The following is a 16,238-nucleotide window of genomic DNA, read 5'->3' on the forward strand; positions in this document are numbered from 1 at the left end:
ATATTGAGCCTCCATCCGATCCTGATTACCCGTCCTGTCGTTGTGATAATCCCCAAGGAACCAACCTATACCCTCCTTCTACAGTTGTTATAGAGTTCCTTCCTGACGCTCAGAAAGGGGGCTTACGCTCAGAAAGACGGAGAGAAAGTTATTGATGATGCAGGCCAAAGAGTGAATTAAGCATCACGAGGCGAATATCCCCCTGTTTAATTGACGACCAAAAACAATGGCTGATTTATACGAAATGAACTCTCCCAACAAGAACTGGCATGAGCAAAAGCTTGCAATAAAAACGCTTTAGGCAGCCATGTTACATTGTTTGCGCTGAGTCTTTTCCGTGATCCTATTCGTACTTTGGCGGGGCGCTTTACATCACAAAATTCAAAATCCACTCCTGTACAGGTATCTGATGAGCGAGTAAAAGTGTACTCTTTTGAGTATTGCATATGAGCGTGTCGCTCGAATGACTTATGATGCCTCTTGTTATATATGGATAACCGCTATGCCAAAAGAGAACAAAAATCCGAAGCTACGTAACTACGATCCTCGTTTTATCTACTCTCTTGTTGTTAAGCGTTACTTCTCTGAAATGAAGACAAAAATAGAAATTGCTGAGGAGCTCGGTCTGTCTCGCTTCAAAGTTGCACGCCTGATTGATGAAGCCATTGCGCAAGAGTATGTAAAATTTACTTTTCCTAAACAGCAGGCTCTGGACGAGGAAATAGCGCAAAATTTGTGTAAAAAATACGGATTGCAGGATGCCGTTGTGCTCTCTGTTTCTGAATCCTGGTCTTCGCAGGAACAATTAAACGTCAAGCTGGGAGGGATAACGGCGACCTACTTGAGTGAAATTCTCAAAGAGGGAATGAAGTTTGGTCTCGCCTGGGGGCGCGTACTCTCAAGTACGGTGAGTCAACTGACGACATTACCTGTTCTGGATGTGGTTCAGCTTTCTGGCGTTCATCCAGGCATTGAATTTAGTCAGGGGCCCATTGATTTGATTCACAAAGTTGCTGCTATTTCCCACGGAAGAGCGCACCCAATGTATGTCCCTATGTGGGTGGATGACGAAAGTTTAGCCCAGAAACTCGCAGACGATCAGGCTGTTCAGGATACGCAAAAGTTTTACTCAAGTATGGATGTCGTTATTACGGGCATTGGGGCCTGGAAAACCGGTTCTTCCAGTCTGTGCGATATATTCCCTGAAGCATGGCGTGAGACTTTAATGAGCCAGGACATTACCGCTGATGTATGCGTAACCCTGGTAAATAGTAAAGGGGAAATACTCGATAGCCCGCTAAACCGCCTGGGGTTCGGCATTACGACAGAACAATTGCGGGCCACAAAGAAACTGATTGGGGTTGCTGGGGGGGACGAAAAATATGAAGGCATTGTTGCCTCTCTCAAATCAGGCCTTCTGAATGTGCTGATCACTGATTTTGATACGGCTATCAAACTGCTGGATTAATAGCCGCTAGCGCTTTACGCCACGCCGGTATTATTCAATATCGGCGTGGCGTTCCTTCATCGTCTGGCTTGTTTCATTAAGATTGGCCATTAATGACTGCACAATAGTGTCATAGGTCAGTAGGGAAGCCTGTTCGAACAGAGAACCCATCGGTTGGGCGCTGTGACCTGCCGGGATAGTGAGTATGTAATCTGCCAGAGTTGCCAAAGTTGAATCTGGTTCGGTAGTGATGAGAGCGATATACACGCCATTATTCTTTGCTATTTTCACCTGGTTGATCAGGCGTTGGGTCTCTCCGGAGCCTGAACCAACGATCATCAAGTCGTTTTTGCGAGAATGTGGAGAGCTAATTTCTCCTACCACGCTGACGGACAGACCAAGGTGCATCAGTCGGTTAGCAAAAGCATTTATCATTTGTCCTGAGCGACCAGCACCGGCAAGAAATACATGTCCGGCAGTGATAATAGAATCAACCAGTGTGTTAAATTCTTGCTCATCGATTTTATCCAAAAGCGAAGATAACTCGTTTAAAACGAGGGCGTACTTTTTCATGATGGTCATTCTTTTATTAAAAAAAAGGCAGATAGGGGATATCTGCCTTTTGTTTATCAGGATGCTACAAGCATCTCTTCAACATATTTCCCGACTTCGTGCGTTTTAAGGTTACGGCACGACTCGATGAACGAAATATCCTGGAAGAGCGTAAAGAGGCGGCGCAGCACAGACATATGCTGATCGCTGGTGGCGAATGCGAGATTAAACATAATGCCGCATTCCACGGTGAGGTCAGCATCTTCCATCTGACCAAACACGACTCCTTTATCAAAACGCACGATGCTTATGCTGTTGGTTTTTACCAGCGTATAGTCTGCATGCGGGATGGCAATGCCCTGACCGTTCGCCATCAATAAACCAGTTGGATAAGTCTTCTCACGCTCCAGGCAGGCCTGAATATATTCGGGAGTGATATAGCCTTTTTCCAACAGCTTCTGGCCGGCAAACTCAATTGCCGCATGCCAGTCAGCGATCGTACCCTCGACATCATTTACCAGAATCTCAAGTTTCATTATTCACCTACTTAAGCATTTCTTCTTTAACAGCATCAAAAATTTCATCTTCGCCCAGGCCCGTTAACAGGCCTGCACCCACAATCACACGAGTGGTGATCCCTGGGTTATCCAGCTTGGTTGAAGAAACAATCAGGTCATAGCTGTTAAACGTGTCCGTGGTGCAGGCCATTAAAGAGGATTTATCGACCTGCGCTTCGATATTCTGTTCTTTCAGGTAGTCCTGTAGGACAGAAACCATAATGGAAGAGGAGGCAATACCGTTCCCACATACAACTAAAATCTTTTTCATTTTCAATTACCTTATGAAGTTTTAAGCCGTTTTTTCTGCCTCAGTTTTTAACTGACGGCGCGCTTTCTGTTTGAGTAAATAGCCTACGGACAGTAGCAACACAGCGGCGAGAGCATAACCTGCGATGCCAACATGGCTGAGTCCAGCAAAGAGACCGGTGAACGGGTTAGCTGAAGGGTTTAGCGATGAGTACATTACGCTGGCATCAGGATTAGTACCGAATTTCTGGAACACTTCATTTGTTGCTGGAGCCATCCAGGATGCGATGTATAAGCCGCCGCCAAACAGGATGATGGAAGTCACCCAGGTACGAATAATGTTGCCATTAAAAACCGGCACCATGCACGCAATAAAGAATACGAACTGCGAGAGGTCCCCCAGCGGCATCACTCGGTTGCCGGGAAGGACAACGGCGAGGATAACAATGACCGGGATCAGCAGCAGTGCAGGCGCAATAACTGAAGGATGACCAACAATCAGCGCGGTATCCATCCCGACAGTGATCTCACGGTCCGGGAAACGTTTAACCAGCTTCTTACGTGCTACGTTGGACAGCGGAACCAGACCTTCCATCATGATGGAGGTCATGCGCGGCAGCAGGAGCATCACGGCGGCAAGGTACATACCCAGTTGCAGGCTGGCAATAATGGTGTGATACGGCGATTCCCAACCATAACCACAGAAGCCAAGAAGAATACCAATAATGAAACCAACCATGGTCGGATCGCCAAGGATACCAAATCGTTTCTGAATACTTTCCGCCGTAACGTTCAGATTACGGAACCCAGGGATGCGATCGTAAATCCAGTTAAACGGATAAGCGAACAGCAAATAGGTGTTTGCAACCGGGTGGGAGATGGCAACGCCTTTTGGCAGGTTGAAGAATTTTTCGTTGTTTTTGGCACCCAGGTCAGCCGCAATAAGTGCCCAGACATGGAACAATGCAGCAGTAAGAACACCGTAGAGGAAGCTGCCGGAGTAAGCGCCAACAATTGCCCCCATAGAGGCATTCTGATGAAGGTTAAACACGTCAACGTTTACGCAGTCCGTGAGACGCGCCGCCAGCATGGCAATATTCACCGCGACGCACAGAGGGATAATAATTGCCCCCATACTTGAGCCAAAACCCATTACGGCTGTGGCTGCGCCGCCAACATCAATGGCGCTCAGCGAGGAGCCGGTGGCCTCAGCAAGCCCCGTCACCGCTGGCTGCATTTTTTCAAGCATCAGCTTGATGGTCATGGTTAATGCGATAAAACCAATGCCGACTTTAATGGCTGATGAAATACACTCCGACAGGGGCCGCCCCAAAAGTTTCATCAGTATAAGGAAGATGACCGGTATAAAAATAAAGTTACCCAGGTCATTGATAAACTGTGTGATCAGTTCCATTTATTAGCCCTCAGATTTCTCATCATCTGGTCTGAAACCCATATTCCATCGAACATCTTCAGGTTTCGTCAGCAATGCGTTGTCACTGCGTTCTGCTTCCAGTAGATTCTTTTTGGAATTTTCCCTTGCAGTGGCAAAGTCGAACGCGTTGTCATACCAGGCATCAACGATCATTTTTGTGTATTCAAGATCATTAACTCTGCAGCCAAGTCCAATCACCTGCGCATTGTTACTGAGTCTTGCTCGCTTGGCCGAGTAAGGATTAGTGACGGCGACAGCACGAATCCCCCAGTGCTTATTTATCTGGCAAGTAAAGCCAATACCGGTTCCGCAAATGTAGATACCGAGGCGGCATTCGTCCCGCTGAATAACACCTGCCATTTCATCCGCAAGACGAGCGAAGTTGTTGAAACCATCTTCTTTTCGTTTAACGGGATCGTACACGACCTCGGCATTTTTCTCTTCTTCGAGGTACTTTTTAATCTCCTCCTTACGATCAAATCCCACATCATCACATGCGATTGCAATTTTCGTTTTCATCTTATCCAACCTGTCATAAAGAACTTAAGCCAAGTATGGGGTTGGTAAATGTTGGTTGTCAACTGAGATCAATGTCACAAAATTAGTATCATGTTGATTTTAAAGGCATTAAAAACCAACAAAAACAAATAAAAGCTAATGCATGCCAATTTTTTGATGATGGAAAGAGGAGAGAGTATTAGTAAACTGAAGTGGATAATCTGTATTATATGTATTTAATGTATTGATTATTAATGAATTATTACTATTTGGCCTTTGTTCTTATAGTTGAGCGTTACCAGGGACGTACTCTTCTGACTTCTCTTTGGGTTTGTTTTAGTTTGCATCTTCTGTGCTATGATTCGCTTCATTGCAATATGAAGAATGTTGATAGGGGGAAGGATGTACCTGGTTGAAGAGAGGAGAAAATTGATCCTGGAAGAGATTATTTCGGCTGGTACCGTTTACGTTAGTGACCTTGCGAAAAAGTACGAGGTCACTTATGAAACTATCCGCAAAGATCTCACTCATCTGGAAAAAAAAGGACTGTTGGTTAAAAGCCATGGAGGGGCAACCTTAAAGCAGGGGGCTGTCGAACATCCTTTCCAGGTCAGGGAAAAAGAAAATAGTACCTTCAAACAAGCTATCGCCAGAAAAGCGCTGGACTTTATCCCCCCCAACAGCTCAATGATCATTGGCACTGGGAGTTCTAACTATGAACTGGCTAATCTGTTGTGCATGAAATCTGGCTTTAAAATTTTTACCGATTCTTTGCCGGTGGCCAGTGTGCTGATCGAATCTGATAACCAGGTCTTTTTGTTCGGCGGAGAACTGAGGAAGAAAAGCTCTTCTGTCTTTGGCGGGTGGGCTGTGTCAATGATTAATGATATTAACGTTGATCTCTGCTTTATCGGCACCGATGGCTTCAACAATATGACAGGTCCCTCCACGCCGTCCTCCTCGGATGCCTTTCTGGATCGAACGATCATTGCCCATTCCGAGAAGAAATATATCCTGGGCGATTACACTAAGTTCCAGCGAAGCAGCTTATTTAAGATCTGCGACTGGTCTGAGATTACCGCGCTGATCACTAATGATATTGCGGATAAAGACGGTATTGCCGAAGTTTCGAAACATACAACAGTGGTAACCTGTTGATTTTAAAATTAATAATTTCAATAACGGTACTTCTCATGTGCCGTTGTCCTGTAGAAACAATTGCAATCAAAACACTCCGCTCATAAGAGCGTTTGAAGTATTGCCATCGTAAAAGCCCCCAGAATAAGCCAATTTAATTCAATTTATTAAAAATCAATCAGTTAATCATTTGTAGTGCATTAATTAATCGTCACTTTTGCTCATGTGAGCATTTTTCGTAATGCGCTTATGTGATTTTGTGTGATCAAGATATAACTTTTGCAAGCTTCCCATTTCAGCAAATCACTGATGTGCTATAACTGCTCATGTGATTACATAGATGCTCACATGAGCATTTAACGGAATGAGGAGAAGCCAGTGGGCACAATTTCTATCAATGTCGCGGATGGTGCGGCATACAAAAATTATGATGAAGTGCTGGAGCATATTCACCAGAAACATCTGGCTGATGGGATAGTAAGAGACACTTACCTCCAGGCGCTGCGTGAACGTGAAGCCGACTACCCAACCGGAATTTTACTTGATGGCTATGCTGTCGCTATCCCACATTGCGATAGCCAGCATGCCGTCAGCCCGGCGATTTACATCATCCGTTTGCCACAGGAAATTGAAGTTAATCAGGCAGATGGTGACGAGAAATTGTGGGTTCGCCTGGTTGTTAACCTGGTTGTTACTCAACCAGCAGATCAATTGCAGTTGTTGAAGGCGTTGTTTAACCATCTTCAGCTATCTGATTTTTACCACCAGATGCTGGAACTTCCTGCTGAAGAAGCAAGAGCATTGTTTATTAACACGATAATTAAATAACAATTACCCGGAGATTTTACCATGATTACTATCCTCGTAGCCTGCGGAAGCGGTGTAGCAACCTCCACACTTGCCGCTGATGAAGTTAAATCGGTTTGTGCTGAATACGGCATTGCCAACGTAAAAATTAATAAATGTAGTATGTCCGAACTGGCCTCCGAAATGCAAAGTGCTGATGTGGTTCTGACAACGAATAATTATAAAGGTGATATTGGTAAGCCGCACATGAGCGTCGCAGGTTTTATTACCGGTATTAACGAAGCCGCGCTGCGTAAAAAATTAGGTGAACTGTTAAGCGAAATTTCCAAAGGCTAAAGTCTAAAAAAGACGGGGGATGGTTAAATGGAAATGTTAAAAAGCATCATGTTTACTATTACAAGCATGGGCGCTACAGCAATATTGCCGCTTGTTATTTTCCTTTTAGGTCTGGTTTTTCGAATGAAAGTTGGTGCTGCCATTAAATCTGGCATCACCGTAGGTATCGGTTTCATCGGCCTGGGACTGGTTGTTGGGCTGCTAAACACAGCCCTGCAGCCAGCAATTGCGTATTACTCAAAAATTGGCAGCGGGTTCACCGTGGCTGATATTGGATGGCCTGCCGTTGGCGCAGCTGCGTGGGTTGCACCGTTTGCGGCAATGGTTATCCCAATTGGTATCATTCTGAACCTGATCCTGGTTCGCCTGAAACTGACTAAAACGCTGAACGTTGACATCTGGAACTATATGCATTTCCTGGTTCCTGGTGCTCTTGCGTACTTCGTCTTTGACAGCTTTTTCCTCGGGTTGGGTGTTGCCGTGGCTCTGAGCGTAGCCGCACTGTTTATTGGCGATCTTATTGCGCCAAGATGGCAGAAATACTACGGCCTGGAGGGAACGACCTGTACCACAATGATCCACATCGGATGGACACTTCCATTTGCATGGGTGGTTAACAAAATTATCGATTTCATTCCGGGTTTAAACAAGCTGGATGTGGATTTAGAGAGCGTTCAGAAGCGACTGGGTGTATTCGGTGAACCCGCCATCATCGGCGTGATCGTCGGTTGTCTCCTGGGATTGTTAACCAAACAACCCATTACAACCATCGTGCCAATGGCGATGGGCGTGGCAGGCGTCATGGTGCTGTTGCCAAAAGTGGTTGGGGTCCTTATGGAAGGGCTTAACCCGATAGGTAAGAGTGCTAAAGAAATCATGCAAAAGCAGATGGGTAAAGATGCTGAACTGAATATCGGAATGGACTGCGCCCTGGCGCTTGGCGATCCAGCAACGGTGACTGTCACCGTTATTACTATCCCTCTGACGATGCTTTGCGCGCTGGTTTTACCGGGTATTCAGATATTCCCAATCGGCGTGCTGATGTCAATCATCTACATGACGACCATGACGGTTATGGTCAGTAACGGCAACGTTATTCGATCGATTATCTCAACCTTACTGTTCTGTGTGGTGGTTATGTACCTGGGGGGATATGTCGCGCCCGGTGCAACTCAATTCCTCAACGGTGCTGGCGTCGGCCTGAATGGCCAGGGTACGGACTTCGTATTAACCGGCCCATGGGAACTTCTGACCTACTGGTTGAGCACAGTTACTCATTAATTTACGGAGTTGACTAAAATGGCACAAATTTTACCATCAGTATTTGGCGCAAACATATTACGTTTGCAGGAAGAGATTCAGTTTCTGGAAACAGAAAAAACAGAAATTCTGCATGTTGATTTAATGGATGGTACTTATGTAAGTAATATCGCATTCGGTCCGAACCAAATCGCGACAATGAAAAAAGCCAGCTCAATGACATTTGACGTGCATATGATGCTGGCAAATCCGGAAAGGCATATTGATGATGTTATTAAAACCGGTGCGGAAATGATCTCGGTTCATTATGAATCAACGCCGCACGTGCATTATATTATCCAGAAGATCAAGAAGGCCGGGCGCAAAGCTGGCGTAGTGCTTAATCCGGGGACGCCAGAAAACGTAATTGAGTATCTTCTGGATGATATTGATTACATTTTAATTATGACCATTAATCCAGGTCAGCCCGGCCAGACTTTTATTGAAAAAAGTCTGGAGAAAATCAGGAATACTAAAAAAATGGTTGCCGGTCGTAATATTCAGATCGAGGTCGATGGCGGCGTCAACGTTGAAATCGCGAAAAAGGTAAAGGATGCGGGTGCTGATTTAATTGTCGTTGGTGGTGCGCTATTTAACGGTTCTCCGAAAGAAAGCTATCAGGCATTAAGGGCAGCGATCCAATAACAGTTTGCTACCAAATAAACCCAGTAACCCTACAAGCTATTATTAGCATTAATTAAATTACCAATTACCTGAAAGGGGAGTTGTCCTCCCCTTTGTCATGAGATTTTGAGGAGTATAGTGAAATGAGTAATTTTGAAGGTAAAGTCGCGCTAGTAACCGGTGGGGCACATGGCATCGGTAAAGGTATTGCTAAGCAATTCGCTGACCGTGGGGCTCATACTGTTATTGTCGATTACAACGAAGAAAATGGTAAAAAGACGGCCGAAGAGTTAACTTTCGCTAATGTTAAATCCTTATTCGTTAAAACCGATGTATCCGATCCGAAAGCTCTGGAAAACGTTCGCGAGCAGGTTTTTAAAACCTTCGGTCGCATTGATATTCTGGTATTAAACGCAGGCGTGGCGTTTGCTAATAAGGTCAATAACATCACTTTTGAAGAGTGGAATAAAACAATCGCCATTAACCTTACCGGGCTGTTTAACACCGTCAAGGCGTTCTACGACGACTTCACCACTAATCATGGATCTATCGTTTATATTTCATCCGGCTCTGCGCTTTCCGGCACCGGCGGCGGCGTGAGTTACCCGGCCAGTAAAGCTGGCGGTGAGGGATTGATTCGCGGCCTGGCAAAAGAATTAGGGCCGAAGGGGGTCAACGTTAATGCTATCGCTCCACGTCTGATTGATACCGGTGAAATGATGCGTGTCAATTATCCTACCCAGGCCGATCTTGATGCTGTTCTGGAAAAAATTCCGGTACGCCGCCTTGGCACCATTGACGATGTGGCTAACCTGGCAATCTTTTTGGCTGATAAAGACAATTCGTACATCCAGGGGCAAACCATTCTGATGGATGGTGGTCGTACCATCGCTTAAAAGGGAGAGAATCACATGAGCGTTCAACAAAACACTTTAAATATCCTGAGCGAATTGCAGCAAAATGCGATGAAGATTGATGATGCCCAGGCTGCGCAATTCGTCGCACAGATTAAGAATGCTAAACATATCTTTCTGCAGGGGGCGGGTCGTAGCGGCATCGCCATCCGCGGTTTTGCAAACCGTCTTCTCCACCTCGGTTTTTCAGTAAGCGTTGTCGGCGAAATTTCTTCTCCTCATACGAAACCGGGCGATCTGGTCATTATTGGTTCCGGCAGCGGTGAGACCGGCAGTCTGGTGAGCCTGGCGCAGAAGGCCGTAGCCTGTGGCGTGGATGTGGCGCTTGTCACAATGAAAGCGGAGTCCACAATCGGCAAACTGGCCAAAAGCACGCTTGTGTTGCCTGGAACCGTGAAAGAAGACAACGAGCGTGAAGACGATGCTTTTTCACAGCCTATGGGATCGGCTTTTGAGCAGCTCTGCTTTATCGCCTATGACGCAATCGTGCTTGAGCTGATGGCCCAGCTCGGCGAAACCAGCGAAACGATGTTTAAGAGACACGCTGACCTTGAGTAATCGGCAGAAAACGTCCCTTGAAGGGACGTTTCCTTTTTAGCATTAATGTCGTTGGTTCTTTTGCGCATGAACAAAGATTCTTCTTTCGTCAATATTGGACATTTAGCCTGGTGCGCTTTGGTGGCTCTCGGCCTTCAGCGGCACGATCGGCTTGTTGTTACCGAGGCGCAGGAAAACCTATTTCTGATCCGCTGGTTGGCCGATGCCAGAAAACAGAAGAGATTCCCCAGAAATTTAACTGGGCATATAGACTGGCTACTTGCTCAGGGGCGTCGACTTGGCGTTCGGGCGCGTCTGAATCAGAAACTGCATTATTTATGGCTTATGAGCAGCGACGATCTTCACAATATGCCGGATCTACTTCGATTGACCTATGCTATCGAAATGGCAAAAGCCGGCGGTTGGCAGTATGACCTTGTTGATGAGAAGAAGATGGCGGCTGGTATCAGCAAATTCCAGAATATGGATTCGTTTTGCCTGGAAAGAACAGCTGTCGAGGAAGGATTTGATGCTAACGGGAAGCAAATAGCCCCACTTTATGTCCGCGTTTTTGGTCAAGTTGAGAAACTGCTGTCACTTCTGGACTGCTTTGGACTTAAACTTGACGTAATCGAATCGTATTCAAATGAATTCTCTGTAACCAAATCTTCGATTTTTTTGCTACAGCCAGTGATGGCCTGACGGAGATACACAACACGGTATATTTAGTCAGGCTTTGTTGAAAAACAGATTGTGGGTAAGCATCCCCGTAAACGAGGATGTTGTCAGGCAATACGCCCACTTTCAGGCATTCCTGCCTTCGTCATTTTGTTCAGCGCACGTACTATGGCCAGAGCCTCTGCAACCTGACTTCAGCGCACCACCGAACAGTTGTTTTACTCTCTACATCACCGATTCCGCTATCGAATGGCGGTTAAAATCTGTTGCGTATTTTCAACGGGCATTGCTCCCGCTTAGCCGCTGATTTGCAACCGTATGGTTCCGGTCTGCATACTCCCCCGGCCAGTAACCCGCTCCCTTTCGGGAAGGTATAGGGTGCTGATTTTCTTTCGGCGCAGTTCATCACGATATAACCGCGTATAATCAGCGCCGTCCGCTGCGGCTGATCTGATTTTTCGGTGTGTCTGCCAGATTAAGCCCAGAGAAGGCTGCTGCGTCCGTGACGTTGTTCAGTGACGTTCGGTGCAGATAATTTCATGTGTTTTTGCATCTACAGCAAGGTGCAACTTTCGCCAGATGCGACGGTATTCTTTGCCGTGTTTTTTGACTTTACACTCACCTTCACCGGAGACCTTCCATCCTGTGGAATCAATCACGAGATGGGCTATTTCTGCCATCTGCCTTATTGTCCCGTCAGGCCCGAGGGATGGGTAACCCGTACATAAAACAATATGAAGCGCAGAATCTGTAGTTTGGCAGGAGTGCAATTGTAAGAGAAAATCCCTTTTCTGCTATGGAGTTAGGCGTATTCTTCAGCCAGGCTGGATCAAGATGCGTTCTCCAATGCGAGAATCGCAGTTGAGATGCTCACGGGTCGATGAGCATCTCAACTGCGTTAGGGATATCTTGGGCAGGGCAGCCGGATGATGAGCCAGAATAGCGTATTTTAACGTGGGCAGCGGTATACGGTTCCGCTCAATGTCACATTGGTTTGCTGGCTTGAGCCTGTGCCATGATAGGCGCTTCCGGTTTGGCCAGCCCTTTGGGTTAACAGTACCACCACGTTCCCCCCCATTTTCCACGCTTTATTTTTTAGATCGTTACGGGCACCCGTCTCCAGATTGCTGTTTGACGTCCAGCCTCCCGTGAAAAAATTCCCCTGGCTACCGGTGACATCGCCTAAATAGGTGCAAGAAGTGTCCGGTTCATTATGCGCTACCCGCACACCTTCAGCACCGTGCTGGAGGGAATTAGCGCTGCAAGCTGTGAGCATAAGAGCGGAGAGAAAGACTAATTTTTTGTTCATGTAAAATCCTTAATCAAAATCGCTAAAAATAATCAAATAGGGTGCTAAGCCAGTCGGATGTTGAGGCGCATCGTGCTGGCAATAAAATGTTCTACCCGGAGGATTTAAGGTGTGTATAGTTTATAAGAATAATTTTATATAAATACTTAAAAGGGCTATAACGTCTCTTACCGTAGTGATAATACTCTTTTTTTTGTCAGAGATAATGAATTCCTTGCCATAAACAGAGGCGTCTTTATTTATTAAAAACGATAACCTACGCTCACGCCAAATGTGTTTGTATCAACGTAAAGTAATTTGGCTGTTTCCCATGACACATCCAGGGAAAGGTTAGTGAATGGATTAAAAATAAGACCTGCACCATAGGCAAAAGCATCTTCTGAGGAAGATTGATTGTCACGGTTTTTGACCTTCATACCAGCTATACCTACATTACCATATAAACTAACATAGTCATTAATCCGGTAGGTCGGTCCTACCATTAACGAACTATAGCTAGTGGTATTATCGCCATCTTTATGTAGTTTTCCTGCGTCCCAACGGTAATGTTGTACTTCATGACGAGTTGCCGTGAGAGCGGTCAATACACCCCAGTCAGAATTGAACTCATAGCGATATTTTAGATTGAGCCCGCGAAGATCCTTACTTGCAGATTTCTTTAACGCGCTAAGATGCGTTTGGGCATAGCCAAGGGAGAGGGTATGGTTTTCCATCGCCAACGCTAATGAGGGCGAAAATAATAGTGCTGCCATAATCCATGGTGAAAAAGCACGCTGCATGTAAAGCTCCTTGTTGGTGAAAAGAACAATGCTTATGTATAAGCAATAACCGTAGAAGGATGATTGCGGCAGCCATATAACCAGAAAAAGCGAGTAAAAGTTATGAAATTAGTCTTACATGTATTTTACCGACGTTTTCAGAAAAAGTAAGATTTTATAACTCATTGATATTAATGGGTTTTATGTCGATTCTTTCACGCCGGCGTTGGTTTATTGCGCGGTACATACGTTATATATCTGCCGATTGATTGAGTACAAATAAGTGCTGTTACCGACCCTGGTGATGCGAATTTCATTGGCGGCATCGGGGTGCAATACGCGAAAATGTGCTAAAAAATCACCGGCAGTGTCGGTAGAAAAAACTTTTACTGAATCGACATCAAATGTATAAATGCCGGGGCCAGGCATTTGCAGGTTCTTCATATACACATCGCGATACAACACTTTTTTGATTTGCTCTTTAGTGGTGATGTCATACTGCAATGTAATGCGTTTGTTTTTGAAATCGAGGACGATATTGCCATTAGCGAGAAAATTGCCAGGCAGGACTGAAGTTACAGTTTTAGTGGTGCATAGAAATGAATCCGCATCTGACAGAGGATAGCGCTGCTGGCGTGCCTGTAAAATCAGCAGCACAAAAGATGCTGCCAGAATAAGTAGCGTAATGCCTCTTAATACCGTTCTTTGATAGTGATGCATTTGGGCTCCGAAACATTCAGTTGATTCAGACACTGAACAAAAATATTGGTGTCAGGAACGCGAATATAATAAATGAAATTGCCGTTTTGCTTATAGACTTGCTGACTCAGTTCGGAAAAAGCCCCCACCGCATCCTCGAGAGACCGATTATCTTCAGTGACACCATAAAAGGTATATCCGTTATAGGTTCCCAGCTCAGAAAAGTAGTCTGGATGGCGTTTGCTGTAGAGATAAATGACCATCAGCAGGAACAGCGTTGCGCAGATTAAAAATAGCCACTCTTTTCGGTTTGAAACTGCCTGCGAAGACTGCGTTGGCTCAGGCAACGATTCTGCAACTGGCGCAACGGTGTCGCTGGCTCTATTTTGCGTTGCGGGTGTTGATTCATCTGGCAGTGGTTCGATAGTTACCGAGAGCGTCACACCAACCTTAGGGCGCGTTAATACCGCAGAACTGGGAAGGCCGATTTTTTCAAACGAACCGCGTAATTGATTGATTAATTTGTAATAGCTGGCACTGGAAACCACCACACCTTTTCGTCCCCACACCCAGGCGATTAAATCATCTTTTTTAAAGAGTCCCTGATGAAAAGCAAGGAGCAAATTGCATTCAGATTCAGAAATTTTTAAGCTTTCGCGATCGCGTGATAAGGTCATCCGCTCGCAATCAAGAATGACTTTCTTATCAATTAGGTACTTATTCTTACTCATAGGGCCTTCTGCTAAGAATGAGTCGTTCTGGTTTAACCATTATGTTACCTCAGCGCCTACCGATCTATTGAAAGGTTTTTACTTTTAATCCTTTCATTTTGCTCATTGCCCCGTGTATCAAGCCAGACCGTAAAATCAGCTGAATTCATCGGCTTTGCGTAAAGATAGCCCTGTATAAAACCTACGTTATGATCGAGGATATAGCGCAGCTGATGCTCTGAACTGACGCCTTCCGCAACGATATTAAGTCCCAGTCTTTGACTAAGCATAATAATGGTATCCAGAATGGGCACGTCGCTGCCGCTGGTATCAATCGTATCGACAAAAGTACGATCGATTTTCAGATAATCAGCCGGAAGCTGCTGAAGGTAAGAAAGCGAGCAGTAGCCGGTACCAAAATCGTCAATCGCTATCAGTACGCCTTTCTCACGCAGCTGCATGAGCTTATCTGACACTAAAGCCGGTTGGACAATGAGGCTGCGTTCGGTGAGCTCCAGCATGAGGCGCAGTTTCCCTAAGCTTGCCAGTAGCGATTCAACATCGGCAATAAAACTCTCATGCACCAGATGTTCAGGTGAAATATTTACGCTGATATAAAAATCCCCGGCAACCTGCCACCGTTCGACATCCTGGGCGATGAGCTTAAATAAGTGACGCGAAAGCGGAACGATCATCCCTTCGTTTTCTGCCGCGGTGATGAAGATGTCGGGAGTAATAAAACTCCCATCCGGAAGGGGCCAGCGCATTAATGCCTCCACGCCGCCGCAATGAGCGCGGCTGACGTTAAATACAGGTTGATAATGCACTGTGAACTGCCCGTTTTTCATACCGCGGGTGATTTCTCGGGCCATGGATAGCCGTTTCTGGGCCCAATGTCGGTAAAGAAAAAGGGTCATAAATGAGAAGCAAAGCGAGAGAGGGATAAAGATAAGCAGAGATTTCATCCACAGAGCCATCAATGCCGCGAGAGGCGCGCCGACGGTAAGCGAAATCTTACCGTCGGCGGTGACGAAATGCTGGGTCATCACTATTCTGTCACGCTGCGCTGGTTGGCTGATAATCCTATCGCCCTCGCCAAACCGCAGGCTGAATACGGCGGCTCTTTCCTCTGCGAGGACATCCATCAGTTCCTGAATATAGCGAGAATCGACGATGACAAACGCTGATTTTTGCGCCGTCACCTGCTCCGTGTAAACCACCGCGGGTCTGCCTGGTCCTCCGGCCATCAAGTCAAATGAACGGACCCATCTGGCAGGTAACGGCGTCGGGAGCGTTTTACCCGGCGGCAAAGGAAAAGGGTGCGCCTGCTCCCTGGTAACAAAGGAACAGAGCAGGTTGCCGTTTTCCAGCAGACCGATATCGCGGATATAAGGGGTAAAGGCGCGGGTTCGGTTAAGCTCCGACAGCATTTCAGCGCAGGGTCTGTCCGCTATTTTTACGGTTTTTGCGGTGACCCGCCATGAGGCGGTTGATACATCGTTACTGAAACGTAATAAGGTATTCGCGCTCAGGGCGACGTCCTGTTTAAACTGTAGTACGCTGACCAGCAGCGCTAATATAATCATCACGACCAGCGGCAAAAGCACTGAACAAATCACAAAAGATAGCTTTAGTTTCACTGGTTTTGTCTCTCATTCACGAAGGGATGCGCGGCTGTCTCGATGGTCGCAA

General features: G+C 46.0%; 19 protein-coding genes and 2 pseudogenes. 10 read left to right on the forward strand and 11 right to left on the reverse strand.

Features of this window, described 5'->3' with window-relative positions:
- Positions 1-12: 12 nt before the first annotated feature.
- Positions 13-180 (forward strand): annotated as a pseudogene (locus KO1_RS28990) (thioredoxin domain-containing protein); the annotation flags it as partial.
- A 322-nt stretch (positions 181-502) separates the two neighbouring features.
- A complete protein-coding gene (locus KO1_RS14460; RefSeq protein WP_004105514.1) occupies positions 503-1,468 on the forward strand; it encodes a sugar-binding transcriptional regulator in 966 nt (321 codons plus the stop codon).
- 30 nt (positions 1,469-1,498) lie between these two features.
- Here the strand turns inward: KO1_RS14460 and hxlB (KO1_RS14465) are convergent, their stop codons facing one another.
- The 5 genes from hxlB (KO1_RS14465) to KO1_RS14485 are packed head-to-tail and all read right to left on the reverse strand — an operon-like array spanning position 1,499 to position 4,759.
- A complete protein-coding gene (gene hxlB / locus KO1_RS14465) occupies positions 1,499-2,020 on the reverse strand; it encodes a 6-phospho-3-hexuloisomerase (protein ID WP_064406965.1) in 522 nt (173 codons plus the stop codon).
- A 56-nt stretch (positions 2,021-2,076) separates the two neighbouring features.
- On the reverse strand, positions 2,077-2,535 hold the full coding sequence (locus KO1_RS14470; protein ID WP_004105511.1) for a PTS sugar transporter subunit IIA: 459 nt from the start codon (positions 2,533-2,535) through the stop codon (positions 2,077-2,079).
- 7 nt (positions 2,536-2,542) lie between these two features.
- Positions 2,543-2,827 carry a PTS sugar transporter subunit IIB gene (locus KO1_RS14475; RefSeq protein ID WP_000723161.1) on the reverse strand — a complete coding sequence of 95 codons (285 nt, stop codon included), beginning with the start codon at positions 2,825-2,827 and terminating at the stop codon, positions 2,543-2,545.
- A 21-nt stretch (positions 2,828-2,848) separates the two neighbouring features.
- Entirely contained in the window at positions 2,849-4,219 is a 1,371-nt protein-coding gene (locus KO1_RS14480) for a PTS galactitol transporter subunit IIC (protein ID WP_064406950.1), read from the reverse strand.
- Positions 4,220-4,222: 3 nt separating this feature from the next.
- Entirely contained in the window at positions 4,223-4,759 is a 537-nt protein-coding gene (locus KO1_RS14485) for an RpiB/LacA/LacB family sugar-phosphate isomerase (RefSeq protein WP_004105507.1), read from the reverse strand.
- Positions 4,760-5,140: 381 nt separating this feature from the next.
- On the opposite strand from KO1_RS14485, the gene KO1_RS14490 reads away from it, so the two are divergent.
- From KO1_RS14490 to KO1_RS14525, 8 genes are all read left to right on the forward strand, one after another.
- Positions 5,141-5,896 carry a DeoR/GlpR family DNA-binding transcription regulator gene (locus KO1_RS14490; RefSeq protein ID WP_064406951.1) on the forward strand — a complete coding sequence of 252 codons (756 nt, stop codon included), beginning with the start codon at positions 5,141-5,143 and terminating at the stop codon, positions 5,894-5,896.
- A 357-nt stretch (positions 5,897-6,253) separates the two neighbouring features.
- Entirely contained in the window at positions 6,254-6,703 is a 450-nt protein-coding gene (gene gatA / locus KO1_RS14495) for a PTS galactitol transporter subunit IIA (RefSeq protein WP_032729060.1), read from the forward strand.
- 21 nt (positions 6,704-6,724) lie between these two features.
- Positions 6,725-7,018: a PTS sugar transporter subunit IIB gene (locus tag KO1_RS14500; protein ID WP_004105500.1), complete on the forward strand. Its 294-nt coding sequence runs from the start codon at positions 6,725-6,727 to the stop codon at positions 7,016-7,018.
- A 27-nt stretch (positions 7,019-7,045) separates the two neighbouring features.
- Complete coding sequence (locus KO1_RS14505) at positions 7,046-8,299, forward strand: PTS transporter subunit IIC (protein ID WP_004105498.1); 1,254 nt, start codon at positions 7,046-7,048, stop codon at positions 8,297-8,299.
- Between the two features lie 18 nt (positions 8,300-8,317).
- The gene (gene rpe / locus KO1_RS14510) at positions 8,318-8,962 is read left to right on the forward strand and encodes a ribulose-phosphate 3-epimerase (protein WP_004105496.1); all 645 of its coding nucleotides are present in this window, start codon (positions 8,318-8,320) and stop codon (positions 8,960-8,962) included.
- Between the two features lie 122 nt (positions 8,963-9,084).
- Positions 9,085-9,837: an SDR family NAD(P)-dependent oxidoreductase gene (locus KO1_RS14515; protein ID WP_004105488.1), complete on the forward strand. Its 753-nt coding sequence runs from the start codon at positions 9,085-9,087 to the stop codon at positions 9,835-9,837.
- Positions 9,838-9,852: 15 nt separating this feature from the next.
- Positions 9,853-10,413, forward strand: a complete 561-nt coding sequence (hxlB, locus tag KO1_RS14520; protein WP_004105486.1) for a 6-phospho-3-hexuloisomerase — start codon at positions 9,853-9,855, stop codon at positions 10,411-10,413.
- 66 nt (positions 10,414-10,479) lie between these two features.
- Positions 10,480-11,094 carry a DUF2913 family protein gene (locus tag KO1_RS14525; protein ID WP_073971811.1) on the forward strand — a complete coding sequence of 205 codons (615 nt, stop codon included), beginning with the start codon at positions 10,480-10,482 and terminating at the stop codon, positions 11,092-11,094.
- An 83-nt stretch (positions 11,095-11,177) separates the two neighbouring features.
- Here the strand turns inward: KO1_RS14525 and KO1_RS27295 are convergent.
- From KO1_RS27295 to KO1_RS14550, 6 genes and pseudogenes are all read right to left on the reverse strand, one after another.
- Positions 11,178-11,744: pseudogene (locus KO1_RS27295) on the reverse strand (IS5 family transposase); the annotation flags it as partial.
- 275 nt (positions 11,745-12,019) lie between these two features.
- Positions 12,020-12,379: a DUF4156 domain-containing protein gene (locus KO1_RS14530; protein ID WP_032729057.1), complete on the reverse strand. Its 360-nt coding sequence runs from the start codon at positions 12,377-12,379 to the stop codon at positions 12,020-12,022.
- Between the two features lie 242 nt (positions 12,380-12,621).
- Complete coding sequence (locus KO1_RS14535) at positions 12,622-13,158, reverse strand: Ail/Lom family outer membrane beta-barrel protein (protein ID WP_032729056.1); 537 nt, start codon at positions 13,156-13,158, stop codon at positions 12,622-12,624.
- Positions 13,159-13,368: 210 nt separating this feature from the next.
- Positions 13,369-13,857, reverse strand: a complete 489-nt coding sequence (locus tag KO1_RS14540) for a hypothetical protein (protein WP_004105480.1) — start codon at positions 13,855-13,857, stop codon at positions 13,369-13,371.
- A complete protein-coding gene (locus tag KO1_RS14545) occupies positions 13,830-14,567 on the reverse strand; it encodes a winged helix-turn-helix domain-containing protein (RefSeq protein ID WP_032729055.1) in 738 nt (245 codons plus the stop codon). Before KO1_RS14545 ends, KO1_RS14540 begins: the two co-directional genes overlap by 28 nt.
- Positions 14,568-14,623: 56 nt before the next feature.
- Complete coding sequence (locus tag KO1_RS14550) at positions 14,624-16,186, reverse strand: EAL domain-containing protein (protein WP_077265623.1); 1,563 nt, start codon at positions 16,184-16,186, stop codon at positions 14,624-14,626.
- Between the last annotated feature and the right edge of the window lie 52 nt (positions 16,187-16,238).

The sequence above is a fragment of the Klebsiella oxytoca NBRC 105695 genome (genome assembly GCF_001598695.1).
Lineage (GTDB): Bacteria > Pseudomonadota > Gammaproteobacteria > Enterobacterales > Enterobacteriaceae > Klebsiella > Klebsiella oxytoca.

Excerpts from the sequence above, each read along its gene's own strand:
- KO1_RS14460 (WP_004105514.1), top strand. The coding sequence starts at position 503 with ATGCCAAAAGAGAACAAAAATCCGAAGCTACGTAACTACGATCCTCGT.
- hxlB (WP_064406965.1), bottom strand. The coding sequence starts at position 2,020 with ATGAAAAAGTACGCCCTCGTTTTAAACGAGTTATCTTCGCTTTTGGAT.
- KO1_RS14470 (WP_004105511.1), bottom strand. The coding sequence starts at position 2,535 with ATGAAACTTGAGATTCTGGTAAATGATGTCGAGGGTACGATCGCTGAC.
- KO1_RS14475 (WP_000723161.1), bottom strand. The coding sequence starts at position 2,827 with ATGAAAAAGATTTTAGTTGTATGTGGGAACGGTATTGCCTCCTCTTCC.
- KO1_RS14480 (WP_064406950.1), bottom strand. The coding sequence starts at position 4,219 with ATGGAACTGATCACACAGTTTATCAATGACCTGGGTAACTTTATTTTT.
- KO1_RS14485 (WP_004105507.1), bottom strand. The coding sequence starts at position 4,759 with ATGAAAACGAAAATTGCAATCGCATGTGATGATGTGGGATTTGATCGT.
- KO1_RS14490 (WP_064406951.1), top strand. The coding sequence starts at position 5,141 with ATGTACCTGGTTGAAGAGAGGAGAAAATTGATCCTGGAAGAGATTATT.
- KO1_RS14500 (WP_004105500.1), top strand. The coding sequence starts at position 6,725 with ATGATTACTATCCTCGTAGCCTGCGGAAGCGGTGTAGCAACCTCCACA.
- KO1_RS14505 (WP_004105498.1), top strand. The coding sequence starts at position 7,046 with ATGGAAATGTTAAAAAGCATCATGTTTACTATTACAAGCATGGGCGCT.
- rpe (WP_004105496.1), top strand. The coding sequence starts at position 8,318 with ATGGCACAAATTTTACCATCAGTATTTGGCGCAAACATATTACGTTTG.
- KO1_RS14515 (WP_004105488.1), top strand. The coding sequence starts at position 9,085 with ATGAGTAATTTTGAAGGTAAAGTCGCGCTAGTAACCGGTGGGGCACAT.
- hxlB (WP_004105486.1), top strand. The coding sequence starts at position 9,853 with ATGAGCGTTCAACAAAACACTTTAAATATCCTGAGCGAATTGCAGCAA.
- KO1_RS14525 (WP_073971811.1), top strand. The coding sequence starts at position 10,480 with ATGAACAAAGATTCTTCTTTCGTCAATATTGGACATTTAGCCTGGTGC.
- KO1_RS14530 (WP_032729057.1), bottom strand. The coding sequence starts at position 12,379 with ATGAACAAAAAATTAGTCTTTCTCTCCGCTCTTATGCTCACAGCTTGC.
- KO1_RS14535 (WP_032729056.1), bottom strand. The coding sequence starts at position 13,158 with ATGCAGCGTGCTTTTTCACCATGGATTATGGCAGCACTATTATTTTCG.
- KO1_RS14540 (WP_004105480.1), bottom strand. The coding sequence starts at position 13,857 with ATGCATCACTATCAAAGAACGGTATTAAGAGGCATTACGCTACTTATT.
- KO1_RS14545 (WP_032729055.1), bottom strand. The coding sequence starts at position 14,567 with ATGAGTAAGAATAAGTACCTAATTGATAAGAAAGTCATTCTTGATTGC.